This is a genomic window from Streptomyces canus (genome assembly GCF_030816965.1).
Lineage (GTDB): Bacteria > Actinomycetota > Actinomycetes > Streptomycetales > Streptomycetaceae > Streptomyces > Streptomyces canus_E.
Map to the genome: position 1 here is coordinate 4100413 of NZ_JAUSYQ010000002.1, position 16012 is coordinate 4116424.

Consider the following 16012-nt stretch of genomic DNA (forward strand, 5'->3'; position numbering starts at 1 on the left):
GGGCGGCAAAGCGTGCCCCGCGTCAGACTGCGGCCTTCTTCAGCCTGCGGCGTTCGCGCTCCGACAGGCCGCCCCAGATGCCGAAGCGCTCGTCGTTGGCGAGGGCGTATTCGAGGCACTCGGAGCGGACCTCGCAGGAGAGGCAGACCTTCTTGGCCTCGCGGGTGGAGCCGCCCTTCTCGGGAAAGAAGGACTCGGGGTCGGTCTGGGCGCACAGCGCGCGCTCCTGCCAGCCGAGTTCCTCGTCCGCGTCGTCGACCAGCAGTTGCTGCACCAGCTCGGTCATGTGCGCCCCTCGTCTGTCTTCGCGTCCCCGTGTGACGGCCGTTACCGATTTCGGCTGAACGACACGAGTGAAATTACAAGTGTGCTGCTCCGGGCGAGTCAAGCCGAGATCTGCTATTGAGCCCCTTATTCACTCTGCGGAACCAAGGCCTTGCAGAAAGTGTTCAAATCGGCATAAACCTTGACAAGCAGACGGGACCCGAAAGGGCTGCCGAGCCGTGCCGGCCCTTTCGGACCTGTACGGGGAAGGACGCCCATCAGTTCGAACTCGTTCCGTGTGCGCCGTGGAAGTCGTGCGAAGTCGCGGCCCGTGCGCCCGGTTGTGCGCCATGTGTCCCGGTAGACGCGTGAACAAACCTTTCATCAGGGAGATGGACCGGATGAGGTGAAACATGTCCCACTTCCCGGGTGTCGAGTTGACAGTGAACGTGTGACCCGCTGTCCTTGTGGGCATGCTCGCGAACTTGGCACTCACCTCGACCCGCACGGCCGGGTCCCATGGTGCTGCCCACGCTCGCTGTAGCTGTTGTTGCTGTTCCAGCTGTTGAGCCCAACGCGCTCCGGCTGCTCCTGAGTCCACCGTGACTCGGCTGCTTGTTCCCCGCCCGCACCCGGGCATTCCTGTCTTCCCGTGACCCGGGCGGACGGTACGCGACACCCAGCCAGCCCCCACACTCTTCGCCGAGGACCCATCGCACCCCATGAACAGCGACAACGACCTCCAGATCGCCGGCGACCTCCTCGAGGTCCCGCACCTCCTCCAGGCCCCCAGCGAGCACCCGGCCACCGTCGCCGACTTCGTCGGCCTGGCACGCTCCATCGCCGCCGACCGCTCACAGTGGGCGCACCTCGTCCAGTACGACGCCACGAGCCGCTGGTACCACCGGCTGCGTACCGGACCCGGCTACGAGGTGTGGCTGCTGTCCTGGGTCCCCGGTCAGGGCAGCGGGCTGCACGACCACGGCCGCTCCTCCGGGGTCCTCACCGTCCTGGAGGGCACGCTGACCGAGCGCACCGAGCGGGGCACGCGCGCGCTGGGGGCGGGGGCACAGCGGGTCTTCGCGCCGGGGTACATGCACGAAGTCGTCAACGACGCGCTGGAGCCGGCGGTGAGTCTGCACGTCTACTACCCGGGGCTGACCGAGATGCCGATGCACACCGCCTGCACCGCCCGCGAGACCCACGACGAGGTGGACGTCGTAACCGCATGACGCGTTGTCGTACCCGCCTGTAAGACTTGCTCCCATGCGCATTGTGGTTCTGGCAGGCGGCATCGGCGGTGCCCGGTTCCTGCGTGGTCTGAAGCAGGCCGCGCCGGACGCGGACATCACGGTCATCGGTAACACCGGGGACGACATCCACCTCTTCGGGCTGAAGGTCTGCCCGGACCTCGACACGGTGATGTACACGCTCGGCGGCGGTATCAACGAGGAGCAGGGCTGGGGGCGGGCCGACGAGACGTTCCACCTCAAGGAGGAACTCTCGGCGTACGGCGTCGGGCCCGAGTGGTTCGGCCTCGGGGACCGGGACTTCGCCACGCACATCGTGCGGACGCAGATGATCGGTGCGGGGTATCCGCTGAGCGCGGTGACCGAGGCACTGTGCGACCGGTGGAAGCCGGGGGTGCGGCTGATCCCGATGACCGACGACCGGGTCGAGACGCATGTGGCCGTGGAGGTCGACGGCGAGCGCAAGGCCGTTCACTTCCAGGAGTACTGGGTGCGGCTGCGGGCGTCGGTTCCGGCCCACGCGGTCGTGCCCGTGGGCGCGGAGCAGGCCAAGCCGGCGCCGGGGGTGCTGGAGGCGATCGCGGAGGCGGACGTCGTGCTGTTCCCGCCGTCCAACCCGGTGGTGTCCGTCGGCACGATCCTCGCCGTGCCCGGCATCCGCGAGGCGATCGCCGAGGCCGGGGTGCCGGTGGTGGGCCTGTCCCCCATCGTCGGGGACGCGCCCGTGCGCGGCATGGCCGACAAGGTGCTGGCGGCGGTCGGCGTCGAGTCCACGGCCGCGGCGGTCGCCGAGCACTACGGCTCGGGGCTGCTGGACGGCTGGCTCGTCGACACCGTGGACGCCGGAGCGGTGGAGCGGATCGCGTCGGCCGGCATCCGCTGCCGGGCCGTACCCCTGATGATGACCGACCTGGACGCGACCGCGCGGATGGCGCAGGAGGCGCTGGAGCTGGCGGAGGAGGTGCGCGGAGCTTGAGCGGCGAGGTGTCGGATGAGGCACGGGGCCCGGGGGAGGCACCGGGAGCGGTGGCCGGGAGCCGGGGCCACGCGCATGCCGTCGGCGACGGGCCGGTGAACGACGACATGGCCGCGAGCGACGGGCCCGGGAGTGCGGGGGGCGCGGTGACCGGGTCCGGTCGTGGGTCGATGGGCAGCACGGGGGACGGGTCCGGTCATGGGAGAGCGGGCAAGGCAGCGAACCGGTCCGGTCAGGGAACGGCGGGCAGCACCACGACGCCGCCCGGCCACGGGACAGCAGACGGCACCACGAACCCGCCCGGCCAGGCAACGGCAGGCAGCACCACGAACCCGCCCGGCCACGGGACAGCAGACGGCACGGTGAACTCGTCGGGCCATGAGTCCGTGAAGGACATCGCGGGGGACGGTTTCCGTGTGTGGGCTGTCTCCGGTATGCCCGAGGTCGCGCGCGGGGACGACCTCGCCAAGCTGATCGCTGCCGCCGAACCGGGGCTGGTCGACGGGGATGTGCTGCTCGTCACCTCGAAGATCGTGTCCAAGGCGGAGGGGCGGGTCGTCGAGGCGAGCGACCGGGAGGCCGCGATCGATGCCGAGACCGTACGGATCGTGGCGCGGCGCGGGGCGCTCAGGATCGTCGAGAACCGCCAGGGGCTCGTGATGGCCGCCGCCGGGGTCGACGCCTCCAACACCCCTTCGGGGACCGTGCTGCTGCTGCCCGAGGACCCGGACGCGTCGGCGCGGGCGATCCGGGAGGGGCTGCGGGACGCCCTCGGGGTCGACGTCGGGATCGTCGTCACCGACACCTTCGGGCGGCCCTGGCGCGCCGGGCTCACCGATGTCGCGATCGGGGCCGCCGGGGTGCGGGTGCTGGACGATCTGCGGGGCGGCACGGACGCGTACGGCAATCCGCTCAGCGCGACCGTCGTGGCGACGGCCGACGAACTGGCCGCCGCCGGTGATCTCGTCAAGGGCAAGGCCGCCGGTCTCCCCGTCGCCGTCGTGCGCGGGCTGGCACACATCGTGGGTGAGGAGCACGGGGAGGGGGCGCGGGCCATGGTGCGTCCCGCGCGCGACGACATGTTCCGGCTGGGAACCTCGGAGGCAGTCCGGGAGGCGGTCACCCAGCGCCGTACCGTACGGGCCTTCACAAACGAGCCCGTCGACCCCGGAGCCGTACGACGGGCCGTCGCCGCGGCCGTCACCGCGCCGGCGCCGCATCACACGACGCCGTGGCGGTTCGTGCTGCTGGAGTCCGAGGCCTCGCGGACCGGGCTGCTGGACGCCATGCGGGACGCCTGGATCTCCGATCTGCGGCGGGACGGGAAGTCCGAGGACTCCATAGCCAAGCGGGTGCGGCGCGGGGACGTGCTGCGGAACGCGCCGTATCTCGTCGTGCCCTGTCTGGTGATGGACGGGTCGCACACGTACGGCGATGTGCGGCGCGACGCGGCCGAGCGGGAGATGTTCGTCGTCGCCGCGGGAGCCGGGGTGCAGAACTTCCTCGTCGCGCTGGCCGGGGAGCGGCTGGGGTCGGCGTGGGTGTCGTCCACCATGTTCTGCCGCGATGTGGTGCGGGAGGTGCTGGGGCTGCCGGAGGACTGGGATCCGATGGGGGCCGTTGCGGTGGGGCATCCGGCGGAGGAGCCTCGGCCGCGGCCGGATCGGGACGCGGGGAGTTTCATCGAGGTGCGGTGATGTGCGCCCGTTTCGTCGAGGTGCGGTGGTGGGCCTCGGCTTGCGCCTAGTCTCGTAGGGCTTCCTCCGGTTCCTCTCGTACCCCGGCTCCGGTTCCTCTCATATCCCAGGATTTCATTCGTGGCAGGACGTTTCGCTCCCCGGCCCACGCGTACGACCGTGCGCGGTGGGGAGGTCGTCGTGCCCGCCGCGCGGCGGGAGGTGCCGCGGGTCGAGGCTCCGCTGGTGCGGAAGTGGGCGCCGGGGTGGCCCGTCGATCTCGGGCTGGTGCTCGGGGCGCTCAGGCGGGGGCCCGGGGACCCCACGTTCCGGGCTCTTCCGGACGGGTCTGTGTGGCGGGCCAGTCGTACGCCTGTCGGTCCCGGGACCCTGCGGGTCTGCGTGTACGGCGGTGAGGTGCGCGGCGAGGCGTGGGGGCCCGGGGGTGAGTGGCTGCTCTCGCGGTTGCCGGAGCTGCTCGGGGCCGCGGACGATCCTTCTGTCTTCGTGCCCCGGCATCGGGTGGTGGCTCATTCCTGGCATCGGCGGCCGGGGCTGCGGCTGACGCGGACCGGGCTGGTGCTGGAGTCGTTGATTCCTTCCGTGCTGGAGCAGAAGGTCACGACCGATGAGGCGTATCGGGCGTGGCGGTTGCTGGTGCGGAAGTTCGGGGAGCCGGCGCCGGGGCCTGCGGCGGGTGGGCGGTTGTGGGTGATGCCGTCACCCCGGACGTGGGCGTTGATTCCGTCGTGGGAGTGGCATCGGGCCGGGGTGGACAACAAACGGGCCTCGACGATTCTGCGGGCCGTGCGGGTGGCTGCGCGGCTGGAGGAGGCGGTGGGGATGTCTCCGGCGGCTGCGCAGGCTCGGTTGGAGGTGGTGCCGGGGGTGGGGCCGTGGACGTCCGCGGAGGTGGTGCAGCGCAGTCATGGGGCGGCGGATGCGGTGACCGTGGGGGACCTGCATCTGCCGGGGATCGTGGGGTTCGCGCTGGCGGGGGACCGGGATGCGGATGATGCGGCGATGTTGTCGCTGCTGGAGCCGTATGCGGGGCAGCGGCATCGGGCGGCTCGGCTGATCCTTTTGAGTGGGCGGGTTCCGGGGCGGCGGGCGCCGCGGATGACTCGGGGGGACATCGGGCGGTTGTGACGGTGCGGCGGGTGGGGGCTGCCGTCACGGTTTTCGCCCCCGCTACCCCTACCCGTCCCATCTCCAGGGGCTGCCGCCCCTTCGGCCCGGCACAGGGGGCTCCGCCCCCTGCACCCCCCCGCCGGGACTCCGCCCGGGACCCCGTCAGCCCTGAAGGGGCCTCGTCCTCAGACGCCGGACGGGCCGACAGAAGCGGACCGGCCTCAACAGCCGGCATCCCGCCTCAACAGGTGACGCCCCCCACACCCCGCGCCGGAAACCCCTCGTCACTGGTCCGATGAGAAGCGGACCGCTCCCGCCGGGATCTTCGCGTCGCACCAGACTCGCGCACCGTCCCGTAGTTCGTTGTCGGCGCCGATGATCGCGCCGTCGCCGATGACCGTGCCGGTGAGGATCGAGCGTTCGCCGACGCGGGCCCTGGTGCCGATCAGGGAGTCGGTGATGACGGCACCCGGTTCGACCACTGCGCCGGGAAGGATCGTCGAGCCGGAGACCCTGGCACCTTCCGCGATGTACGCGCCCTCGCCGACCACTGTGCCGTCGGTCAGTTTCGCGTCCGGGGCGACCCTGGCCGTGGGGAGTATCAGGCGGTCGCCGCAGCGGCCGGGCACCGCGGGGGACGGGGCCCGGCCCAGCACCAGGTCGGCCGAGCCGCGGACGAAGGCGGCGGGGGTGCCGAGGTCCAGCCAGTACGTCGAGTCGACCATGCCCTGGAGGTGGGCTCCGGCCGACAGGAGTTCGGGGAAGGTCTCGCGCTCCACCGAGACCGGGCGGCCCCGCGGGATCGTGTCGATGACCGAGCGGCGGAAGACGTACGCCCCCGCGTTGATCTGGTCGGTGACGATCTCCTCCGGGGTCTGGGGCTTCTCCAGGAACGCCAGGACCCTGCCCGTCTCGTCCGTGGGGACCAGTCCGTAGGCCCGCGGATCCGTCACCTTCGTCAGATGCAGGGAGACGTCCGCGCCCGTTGTCTCGTGCGTGCGCACCAGCGCCCTGATGTCCAGGCCCGTCAGGATGTCGCCGTTGAAGACCAGGACCGGCTCGTCGGGGGCGGAGTGCAGACGGGCGGCCACGTTGCGGATCGCGCCGCCCGTGCCGAGGGGCTCCACCTCGGTGACGTACTCGAGGTGAAGCCCCAGGGAGGAGCCGTCGCCGAAGTGCGGTTCGAAGACCTCCGCGAGGTAGCTGGTGGCGAGGACGATGTGGTCGACGCCCGCCGCTCTCGCTCTGGCCAGCTGGTGGGTGAGGAAGGGGACGCCTGCCGCGCGGACCATGGGCTTCGGGGTGTTGACCGTGAGGGGGCGCAGTCTCGTGCCCTTGCCGCCGACCAGGAGGATCGCTTCTGTCACCTGTTGTCTCCGCTTCCTGCCGGGACCGGCCCGAACTGTTCGACCGGCCAGTGTATGCAGACCGTTGTGCGGCACCTTCGGTGGCCGTGCGGCATTCGCGCCTGCCCCCCGACGGCGGTGAAACGGGTGGTACGAACTCTCCTCGGTCCTCAGCGACCGTCAACGACCTTGGAGACGGGCAGCTGTCGTGCGGGTGGATCCGAGTTTGCGGTAGAGCTTCCGTCCGGGGCACTCCGTGGCGAAGCCGTCCCGGTGGCCGGAGATCACGTTCAGTCGAACCTTCCTACCCTTCGGATAGCGGTTGCCACCGCCCGACTTCAGATACGTCTTCCCCTTCGGATTCGCGCCGTACAGGCCGAGCTTCCACGCGGCGAGCCGCGCGACGGCGTTCGTCACGGCGGCGGGCGGCTTCTTGGAGCCGTAGCTGCCGACGACGGCGATCCCCACGCTGTTGCTGTTGAATCCGAGGGTGTGGGCGCCGAGGACCGGCCTCGCCACGCCGCCCGCCCGGCCCTCGTAGATGTTTCCGCACTTGTCGACGAGGAAGTTGTAGCCGATGTCACGCCAGCCCATGCTCTTGACGTGGTAGCGGTAGATACCGCGAATGAGCGAGGGCACCTGCGTACAGCGGTACCCGTTGCCGGACGCCGTGTGGTGCACGAAGGCCGCCTTGACCTTCTTCGTGTAGACGAACTTCCGCTCCCGCAGCCCCTCGTCGGCGCCCCAGCCGCGCCGGGTGACGATGCGCGGGCGCGGTCCGATGTACGGCTTCGCCCGCTGCCTCTCCGTCAACTCCCCCGCGCGCAGGGCGAACAGCTCCTGTTCGGTCTGCTGCCGGTTCAGCGCCGGGATCTCGATGGCGCCGGGAGCGGCCAGACCGGCGTTGGCGGCGGACGCGTCCATCGCGGCGGCGCCTTCGGGCGGTTCGGCGGTGGGGGCGGGCGTGTCCATCGTGGCGGGAGCTTCGGCCGGTTCGGGGGTGGGGGCGGGCGTGTCCATCGTGGCGGGAGCTTCGGCCGGTTCGGGGGTGGGGGCGGAGCGAGGTGCGACGGCGCGGTGGGGGGCGTCTGCCGCCGCGGCTTCCCGCCGGGCGGACGCCGGTGCGCTCTCCCCCGGGTCCACGAGTTCCAGACGCAGCCCCTTCGGGAGAGGAGCGGTCGTGGTCACCGTACGGGAGCCGCGGGCCATGTCCTCGGCCCTGCGGTCGTCTTCGGCCCGGACCCTCACCTCCACGCCGTCCGAGTCGCCCACCCACAGCGGTGCCGTGGCGCCGTGGACGCGGCCGGAGTTGCGCTCGGCCGCGCCGGGGTCGGCGGTGTCGTCGTTGTGGGCCTCCAGGTCCTGCCAGCCGGACCAGGTGCCGGTGCCGGCCGCACGGGTACGGATCTGGACGCGGCCGTGCAGCTCGGTGTCCGGGTCGTCCCAGATCACGCCTGCGAGGGAGAAGTGCCGTACGTCCCGGCGGGGCAGGCCCTGTTCGTCGGCCGGGGCGAGGGTGAAGTCGCGGGAGGCCAGGGGCGCGAGGGGCAGCGACTGGGTGCTGCCGGGGGCTTCCGCGCCCGACGCCGGTCTCACGGCCGCCGGGGACACCGGTCTCGCCGCGACCGCGGGCGAGGTGAGGGACAGGGCGAGGGCGGCCGCGCAGGTGACGCCGACCGAGGAAGCAAGTAGTCCACGCATGCTCCCGATCCTGGACATAGTCATATAAATCTGTCCATCCGAAAACTGACGGTCCGTCGGGTGCTGTTGCGCCGAACCGGTGGCCCCGCTCGGGGGCGTCCGGCCGCGTGCCCGCGTACGCTTCTGCGGATGAACGCCACCGATCGCACCCCTGCCGACCTGCTGCGTTCCGCGCTCGCCGCGGATCCCGCACGCCCCCTGGTGACCTTCTACGACGACGCCACGGGCGAACGTGTCGAATTGTCTGTGGCCACCTTCGCCAATTGGGTGGCCAAGACCTCGAACCTCCTCCAGGGCGACCTCGCCGCGGCGCCCGGTGACCGGGTGACGCTGTTGCTGCCCGCGCACTGGCAGACGGCGGTGTGGTTGCTGGCCTGCGCATCGGTGGGGGTGGTCGCGGATGTCGGCGGTGATCCGGCCGCGGCCGACGTGGTCGTGAGCGGGCCGGACGCCCTGGAGGCGGCGCGGGCGTGTTCCGGGGAGCGGGTCGCGTTGGCCCTGCGTCCGCTGGGCGGGCGCTTTCCGCAGACGCCGGACGGCTTCGTGGACTACGCCGTGGAGGTACCGGGACAGGGGGACCGGTTTGTTCCGTTCGCCCCGTTGGACCCTGATGAGCCCGCGTTGATCGTGGCGGGGCGGGAGTTCAGCGCGGCGGAGGTCGTCGAGCGGGCTCGGGCCGAGGGGACGGGGGATCGCGTGTTGTCGGGGTTGCCGTACGACACGTGGGACGGGTTGAACGCCGGGTTGTACGGGGCGCTCGCCACCGGGGGGTCCGTGGTGCTGTGCCGTCATCTGGAGCGGTTGGGCGAGGAGGGGCTCGCCAAGCGGATCGAGAGCGAGCGGGTCACGGCCGTTCGTCGATGACCGGACGGCCGAGCGCCGGGTGCGGTCACCCGAGTGGAGCAGTACCGGCCGCCCTCGGGAACCGGTCCGCGTCATGGTCGTAAGTACAGATTCGTACGCCATGAGGGGTGGGCCGACTCGTGATCGACAGCGCTCGCGCCCTCGGACCCGGCCTCGGGGCGTCGGCCGGCGGTGACGGGCTCATACGCCGCCGGCGGCGGCGGTGGCTGCGCGGTTCCGGCCTCGCCGTCGCCGTGGCCGTGGCCGCCGCCGCCGGTGCCGCATGGGCCCTCTACGCCAAGCTCGACGGGAACATCACCCCGGACGACGCGGCCGCCGCCGAGCTCGCCCGGTACGAGAAGGAGCGGCCCACCTCGCTCGTCAAGGACGCGCAGAACATTCTGCTGATCGGGTCCGACTCACGGTCGGGGGACGAGAACGCGCGGTACGGGCGGGACTCGGGGACCGAGCGGTCGGACACCACGATCCTGCTGCATCTGTCCGCCGGACGGCGCACCGCGACGGCCGTGTCGCTGCCGCGGGACCTGATGGTGGAGGTGCCGGCCTGTCTGGGGTCGGACGGGACCCGTGGCGAGCCCGCGTTCACGATGTTCAACGGCGCCTTCCAGAAGGGCGGTTCGGCCTGCACCATCCGAACCGTCGAGAAACTCACGAACATTCGCGTGGACCATCACATGGTCGTCGACTTCCATGGGTTCAAGGACATGGTGGACGCCGTCGACGGAGTGACGGTCTGTCTGGACGAACCGATCAACGACAAGGCGGCCAAGCTGCGGCTTCCGGCGGGGCGGGTGACGCTGGACGGCGAGGAGGCGCTCGGCTATGTGCGGGCCCGCAAGTCCCTCGGCGACGGCAGCGACACCGAGCGGATGGACCGTCAGCAGCGTTTTCTCGGGGCGCTCGTCCACAAGGTGCAGAGCAATGACGTACTGCTGAATCCGGTGAAGCTCTATCCCGTGCTGGACGCGGCGACTTCCTCGCTCACCACCGATCCCGATCTGGCGAGTCTGCGCGGGCTGTACGAACTCGCGCGCGGCCTGCGGCACATCCCCACGGAGCGTGTGCAATTCCTTACCGTGCCGCGGGAGCCGTACGTCGACGACGCCAATCGTGATCAACTCGCGGAACCCGAGGCCAGGCGACTTTTCGAACGGTTGCGCAAGGATGCGCCGGTGAAGGTGACGGAGAAAGCCCCGAAGTTCTCAGAACATTCTCATGATGAAGAACCCTATGGGGAATCTGAGAACGAGAGCGGAGCGCCCACCTTCCGCGGCAACACGGCCGCCGAGAACAGCTGCGGGTAAAGCGTTTCCCAAGGCGGCGAACCGGTGTCCGAGCAAATGGGCGGATTGCCCGGTTGTAGGGGCGTGGAATTCGTCACCGTCGTAACCTGTCGGCGAATCGGGCGGCTAGTGTGAGCGCTCCGGTGCATCCGGCCGACGGAGGATTCAGCAACCGTGGACGCACAAGGCCGTGGGCGGGCGGGCGACATCGACCCCGCAGACCAGTGGGTACTCAACCCGCACACCGGTGAATACGAACTGCGACTGAGCCCTTCCGCACCGCAGTCGGGTATTCCCGGTCCCCGTAGATCCGCGCCCTCCCCGAACAGGGCGGGCGCCCCCGCCGGTCGTACGGCCAGTCCCGTGGCGCCGGGCCGTGCAGTGCCACCGCCGCGCAGGCGGCGGGGCGCGCCGCCCGAGGAGCCGCTGCAGGGGCGCCGTGGGCGCCGGCCGGTCAAGAAGAAGTCGACGGCGAAGAAGGCCCTGCTGTGGACCGGCGGCACCATGGCGTTCGTGCTGGTCGCGGCGGCGGGCGGCGGCTATCTCTACATCCGGCACCTGAACGGCAACATCACCTCCGTCTCCGACGACGGTGCGAGCACCGGCGGCTTCCAGTCGGACAAGGCGATCAACATCCTGCTGATCGGCACCGACAAGCGCACCGGCGCGGGCAACGAGAGCTACGGCGACAAGGACAGCGTCGGGCACGCGGACACCACGATCCTGCTGCACGTCTCGAAGGACCGGACGAACGCGACCGCGCTGAGCATCCCGCGCGACCTGATCGTCGACATCCCGGACTGCCCGACCACGCAGGCGGACGGGACCACCAAGGTCATCCCGGGCACGGACAACGTCCGCTTCAACAAGAGCCTCGGGCAGGCCGACCGTACGCCCAGCTGCACGGTGCGGACCGTGACCGAGCTCACCGGGATCCAGGCCGACAACTTCATCGTGGCCGACTTCAACGCGGTCAAGACGCTGACGACGGCGGTCGGCGGGGTCGAGATCTGTCTGGCGAAGGACATCGACGACAAGGACTCCAAGCTCAAGCTGTCGAAGGGCACGCACCGCATCTCGGGCGAGCAGGCTCTCGCCTTCGTGCGCACCCGGCACTCGGTCGGCCTCGGCGGTGACCTGAGCCGGATCACGCTCCAGCAGCAGTTCCTGAGCGCGCTGATGCGCAAGCTGAAGTCGAACGACACGCTCACCGACCCGGCGAAGATGCTGAAGCTGGCCGAGGCGGGCACCAAGGCGCTGACCGTCGATTCGCAGCTCGACAGCATCGGCAAGCTGAAGGACCTCGGTCTGGAGCTGGGCAAGCTCAATGTGAAGAACCTGACGTTCACCACCGTGCCGGTCGTCGACAACCCGACGGAGAAGGTGAAGGCGACGGTCGTCCCCAACGACGCGACGGCCCCCACCGTCTTCGACATGATCAAGAACGACGTGTCGTTCACCGAGGTCAAGAAGAAGGCCAGCGCGTCCAAGAGCGCCGAGGCGGCCGAGGAGGCGGCCCGGCTCAAGGGCACCAAGTCGGCCGCGTCCGAGGTGCGGGTGCGCATCCTCAACGGCGGTGCGGTGGCGGGCAGCGCGCAGGCCGAGCTGGAGTACCTCCAGAACGAAGAGGGCGTACTGAAGTCGGAGAACGCGGGCAACGCGGACGTGGCGCTGAGCAAGACCACGCTGGAGTACGCCCCCGACCAGGCCGACCAGGCACGCAGGCTCGCGGCCATCCTGGGCCTGTCCGGGGCCCAGCTGAAGCCCGGCAAGAGCGTCACCAACTCCCAGGGCCTGCCCACCATGACCCTCACCCTCGGCAAGGACTTCAAGGGCGCCGGGGTGTCCTTCACCACGGCGACGAAGGCACCCGAGGGGGTGCAGCAGTCCACGGCCGACAAGGTCGAGTGCGCCAAGTGAGAGTCGGCTCCGCGGTGACCTAAGCGGCCTGTCGTGCGTCTAACCAGTCGTACGGCAGGTCTTTTCGTTCGTTCTGCATGAGGGTGGGGAGACAGGGGATGGCGCACAGCAGTGTGCACGAGGAGGGGGCGCGGCCGGACGTACGGCCCGCCGAGGGGCCCGGTCCGGACAGACCCGGGCGGCACGGGCGGCGGCGGGCCAGGGCCCAGCGCAAGCACCGGGTGCTCAGATGGTCGGCGACCACGCTCGCGGTGCTGATACTTGGCAGCGCCGGTGCGGGATATCTCTACTACGAGCATCTGAACGGCAACATCCGCAAGGGAGAGCGCAGCAGCGGTGACTCCAAGGCGCGGAAGGCCGAGGCCAACGCGGCCGGGCAGACGCCGTTGAACATCCTGCTGATCGGCTCGGACAGCCGTAACTCCGACGAGAACGTGAAGCTCGGCGGCAGCAAGGACAACCGCGGCAACCCGCCGCTGGGCGACGTGCAGATGCTCATCCACCTGTCCGCGGACCGCAAGAGCGCCGCCATGGTGAGCATCCCGCGCGACACCCGGGTCGACATCCCCAGGTGCGAGGACCCGGACACCGGGAAGAAGTACCCGCCGACCAACGACATCATCAACACCTCCCTGGCACGCGGCGGCGCCGGCTGCACGCTCGCCACCTGGCAGAACCTCACCGGGATATACATCGACCACTGGATGACGATCGACTTCTCGGGCGTGGTGAGGATGGCGGACGCCATCGGCGGCGTCTCCGTCTGTGTGAAACAGAACGTGTGGGACCACCCGACGGCCGAGGCGCCCGGCGGCTCCGGGCTGAAGATGACGGCGGGCACGCACAAGGTCGAGGACAAGGAGGCCCTGCAGTGGCTGCGCACCCGGCACGCCTGGGGCAGCGACCAGATGCGGGCCAGGGCCCAGCACATGTACCTGAACTCGATGATCCGGACACTGAAGGGGCAGAACGTCTTCACCGACACCCCGCGGCTGATGGGCCTCGCCGAGGCGGCCACGAAGTCCCTCAAGGTGTCCGAGGAGATCGGCTCCGTCAAGAAGCTCTACGACCTGGGCATGCAGCTCAAGTCGGTGCCGACGGACCGCATCACCTCGGTGACGATGCCGAACGTCCAGGACTCGCAGAACAAGGTCCACGTGGTACCCGACGGCGCGAACGCGGACAAACTGTGGGAGATGCTCCGCGACGACGTGCCCCTCGACAAGAAGGGCAAGGCCCCGGCGGGGAAGAAGACCGTCGCGGCCACCAAACCCCCTTCCGCGCCGGACGACGAGATCGGCGTCCTCGTGCAGAACGCGACGGCGACCGCCACCCTCGGCCCGGTGGGCGGACGCGCCGGCACGATCGCCGAGGAGCTCGTGAGGAAAGGTTTCTCGCAGGCGTCCAAGGACGCGACGGCGGGCCTCTCCGAGGACCGGACGGTCGTGCGCTACCCGAGCGCCGACCTGGAGGGTGACGCCCAGCGCATCGCCAAGTCCCTGGGAATCCCGATGAGTTCGGTGAAGAAGTCGACCGATGTCTCCGGGGTCACCCTCGTCGTGGGTGCCGACTGGCGTACCGGGACGGCGTATCCGAAGCAGTCCGAGGCCAAGGCCGGTGATCTGCCGGCCAACTCGGACGCCATCAACGGCTCGGACACCGGTCAGTGCATGGAGGTGTACTGGGTCTACCGCTGGTAGTCGAACGGGACGCCCGGGGTTCGAACGGAGGGGTCCGGGCGTACGTACATACTTACAGAATCGGCACGGGCACAACTCACGTCGCTCAAGGCCCAACCGGGCCGATAGTGTGAGCAATCCAGCGATCGCCGCGTGGCCCTGACGGAGGATTCGGACAACCGTGGACGCACAAGGCCGTGGGCGGGCGGACGACGTCGACCCCGCAGACCAGTGGGTGCTCAATCCGAACACCGGTGAATACGAACTGCGACTGAGCCCTTCCGCACCGCAGTCGGGCATTCCCGGTCCGCGCAGGGCCGCGCCCTCGCCGAGCAGGACGGGTGCACCGCGCAGTCGTACGACCGCCCCCCTGGCCCCCGGCCGGGACGTACCGCCACCGCGCAGGCGCCGGGGCGCGCCTCCCGAGGAGCCGCTGCCGGGGCGGCGCGGACGGCGGCCGGTCAAGCAGAAGTCGAAGGCGAAGAAGGCCCTGCTGTGGACCGGCGGCACGATGGCGTTCGTCCTGGTCGCCGGTGCCACGACGGGCTACTTCTACCTCAAGCACCTCGAGGGCAACGTCGGCACGACCGACGTCGGCGACGCGGCCGCGAGCACCTTCAGCAAGGACGAGGCCTTCAACATCCTCATCATCGGCACCGACAAGCGCACCGGTGAGGGCAACGGGGGCTACGGCGACGCGGGCAGCGTGGGCCACGCCGACACCACCATCCTGCTGCACGTCGCCAAGGACCGGACGAACGCGACCGCGCTGAGCATCCCGCGCGACCTGATCGTGGATGTGCCGGACTGCGAGACCAACAAGGAGGACGGCACCCAGGACATCGTCCCGGGCACGGAGAACGACCGGTTCAACACGAGCCTCGGCCAGGGCGGCCGGGACGCGGGCTGCACGATGCGCACGGTCGACGCGGCCATCGGGATCAAACCGGACCACTTCGTGATGGCCGACTTCAACGCGGTGAAGACCCTGACCTCCGCGGTGGGCGGGGTCGAGGTCTGTGTGGAGAAGGCCGTCAAGGACAAGCAGTCCAAGCTCGACCTGCCCGCGGGCAAGTCGACGGTGGAGGGCGAACAGGCCCTCGCCTTCGTGCGCACCCGGCACGCCTTCGGCAACAAGGGCGACCTGGACCGGATCAAGGTGCAGCAGCAGTTCCTGGGCTCGCTGATGCGCAAGATGACCTCCGGCGACACCCTCACCAGCCCCGCCAAGCTGCTGAAGCTGGCGGAGGCCGCGACCAACGCCCTGACCGTGGACGAGGCGATCGGCAAGGTCGGCACGCTCAAGGACATCGCCCTGGAGCTGAAGAAGGTGCCGACGAAGAACATCACCTTCATGACGATCCCGGTCAAGGACAACCCGGCCGAGTCGACCCCGGTGACAGTGGTCGTCGACGAGTCGAAGGCTCCGCAGGTCGTCGACGCGATCAACAACGACGTCTCCTTCACCGAGGTCAAGGCGCAGGAGAAGAAGGAGAAGGCCGAAGTCGCGGCCCGGCTCAAGGGCACCAAGTCAACCGCCTCCGACGTCCGCGTGCGCATCCTCAACGGCGGTGCGGCGGGGGGCAGCGCGCAGCAGCAGCTCTCCTACCTCCAGACCGAGGCGGGCGTGACCAAGTCCGAGAACGCGGGCAACGCCGAGGCGGCGCTGGCGAAGACGACCCTGGAGTACGCCCCCGACCAGGCCGACCAGGCGCGCCGCCTCGCGGACATCATGGGGCTGTCCGGCTCGGCGCTGAAGCCCGGCAAGAGCGTCACCAACTCCCAGGGCCTGCCCACCATGACCCTCACCCTGGGCAAGGACTTCAAGGGCGCGGGCGTGAAGCTCAACTCCTCCACGGCGGCCGCACCGGGCGTGGACAAGTCCACGGCGGACAAGGCGCAGTGCGCGAGCTGAGGTCCCC

The 16012-nt window shown here is 70.1% G+C and carries 12 protein-coding genes; 9 read left to right on the forward strand and 3 right to left on the reverse strand.

Features of this window, described 5'->3' with window-relative positions; all coding sequences use genetic code 11:
- Positions 1-22: 22 nt before the first annotated feature.
- The gene (locus tag QF027_RS19640; RefSeq protein WP_003990679.1) at positions 23-286 is read right to left on the reverse strand and encodes a WhiB family transcriptional regulator; all 264 of its coding nucleotides are present in this window, start codon (positions 284-286) and stop codon (positions 23-25) included.
- A gap of 700 nt (positions 287-986) precedes the next feature.
- On the opposite strand from QF027_RS19640, the gene QF027_RS19645 reads away from it, so the two are divergent.
- From QF027_RS19645 to QF027_RS19660, 4 genes are all read left to right on the forward strand, one after another.
- Positions 987-1496 carry a cysteine dioxygenase gene (locus QF027_RS19645; RefSeq protein ID WP_306980428.1) on the forward strand — a complete coding sequence of 170 codons (510 nt, stop codon included), beginning with the start codon at positions 987-989 and terminating at the stop codon, positions 1494-1496.
- A 34-nt stretch (positions 1497-1530) separates the two neighbouring features.
- A complete protein-coding gene (cofD, locus tag QF027_RS19650) occupies positions 1531-2490 on the forward strand; it encodes a 2-phospho-L-lactate transferase (protein ID WP_307075946.1) in 960 nt (319 codons plus the stop codon).
- A 386-nt stretch (positions 2491-2876) separates the two neighbouring features.
- Positions 2877-4187 (forward strand): coenzyme F420-0:L-glutamate ligase, encoded by a 1311-nt coding sequence (locus QF027_RS19655; RefSeq protein ID WP_373432501.1) that lies wholly within the window; start codon positions 2877-2879, stop codon positions 4185-4187.
- Between the two features lie 120 nt (positions 4188-4307).
- Positions 4308-5315, forward strand: a complete 1008-nt coding sequence (locus tag QF027_RS19660) for a DNA-3-methyladenine glycosylase family protein (protein WP_306980425.1) — start codon at positions 4308-4310, stop codon at positions 5313-5315.
- 266 nt (positions 5316-5581) lie between these two features.
- Here QF027_RS19660 and QF027_RS19665 read toward each other — a convergent pair whose 3' ends face one another.
- Positions 5582-6664 carry a nucleotidyltransferase family protein gene (locus tag QF027_RS19665; RefSeq protein ID WP_306980423.1) on the reverse strand — a complete coding sequence of 361 codons (1083 nt, stop codon included), beginning with the start codon at positions 6662-6664 and terminating at the stop codon, positions 5582-5584.
- Positions 6665-6823: 159 nt separating this feature from the next.
- Positions 6824-8344, reverse strand: a complete 1521-nt coding sequence (locus QF027_RS19670; RefSeq protein ID WP_306980420.1) for a peptidoglycan recognition protein family protein — start codon at positions 8342-8344, stop codon at positions 6824-6826.
- 129 nt (positions 8345-8473) lie between these two features.
- Between QF027_RS19670 and QF027_RS19675 the strand changes: the two genes are divergently transcribed.
- From QF027_RS19675 to QF027_RS19695, 5 genes are all read left to right on the forward strand, one after another.
- A complete protein-coding gene (locus tag QF027_RS19675; RefSeq protein ID WP_307075948.1) occupies positions 8474-9208 on the forward strand; it encodes a TIGR03089 family protein in 735 nt (244 codons plus the stop codon).
- Between the two features lie 119 nt (positions 9209-9327).
- On the forward strand, positions 9328-10512 hold the full coding sequence (locus QF027_RS19680) for an LCP family protein (protein WP_307075950.1): 1185 nt from the start codon (positions 9328-9330) through the stop codon (positions 10510-10512).
- Positions 10513-10665: 153 nt separating this feature from the next.
- Complete coding sequence (locus QF027_RS19685; RefSeq protein WP_307075952.1) at positions 10666-12411, forward strand: LCP family protein; 1746 nt, start codon at positions 10666-10668, stop codon at positions 12409-12411.
- Between the two features lie 98 nt (positions 12412-12509).
- Positions 12510-14111: an LCP family protein gene (locus QF027_RS19690; protein WP_306980412.1), complete on the forward strand. Its 1602-nt coding sequence runs from the start codon at positions 12510-12512 to the stop codon at positions 14109-14111.
- 160 nt (positions 14112-14271) lie between these two features.
- Entirely contained in the window at positions 14272-16005 is a 1734-nt protein-coding gene (locus QF027_RS19695) for an LCP family protein (RefSeq protein ID WP_307075954.1), read from the forward strand.
- Positions 16006-16012 lie beyond the last annotated feature (7 nt).

Excerpts from the sequence above, each read along its gene's own strand:
- QF027_RS19640 (WP_003990679.1), bottom strand. The coding sequence starts at position 286 with ATGACCGAGCTGGTGCAGCAACTGCTGGTCGACGACGCGGACGAGGAA.
- QF027_RS19645 (WP_306980428.1), top strand. The coding sequence starts at position 987 with ATGAACAGCGACAACGACCTCCAGATCGCCGGCGACCTCCTCGAGGTC.
- cofD (WP_307075946.1), top strand. The coding sequence starts at position 1,531 with ATGCGCATTGTGGTTCTGGCAGGCGGCATCGGCGGTGCCCGGTTCCTG.
- QF027_RS19670 (WP_306980420.1), bottom strand. The coding sequence starts at position 8,344 with ATGCGTGGACTACTTGCTTCCTCGGTCGGCGTCACCTGCGCGGCCGCC.
- QF027_RS19675 (WP_307075948.1), top strand. The coding sequence starts at position 8,474 with ATGAACGCCACCGATCGCACCCCTGCCGACCTGCTGCGTTCCGCGCTC.
- QF027_RS19690 (WP_306980412.1), top strand. The coding sequence starts at position 12,510 with ATGGCGCACAGCAGTGTGCACGAGGAGGGGGCGCGGCCGGACGTACGG.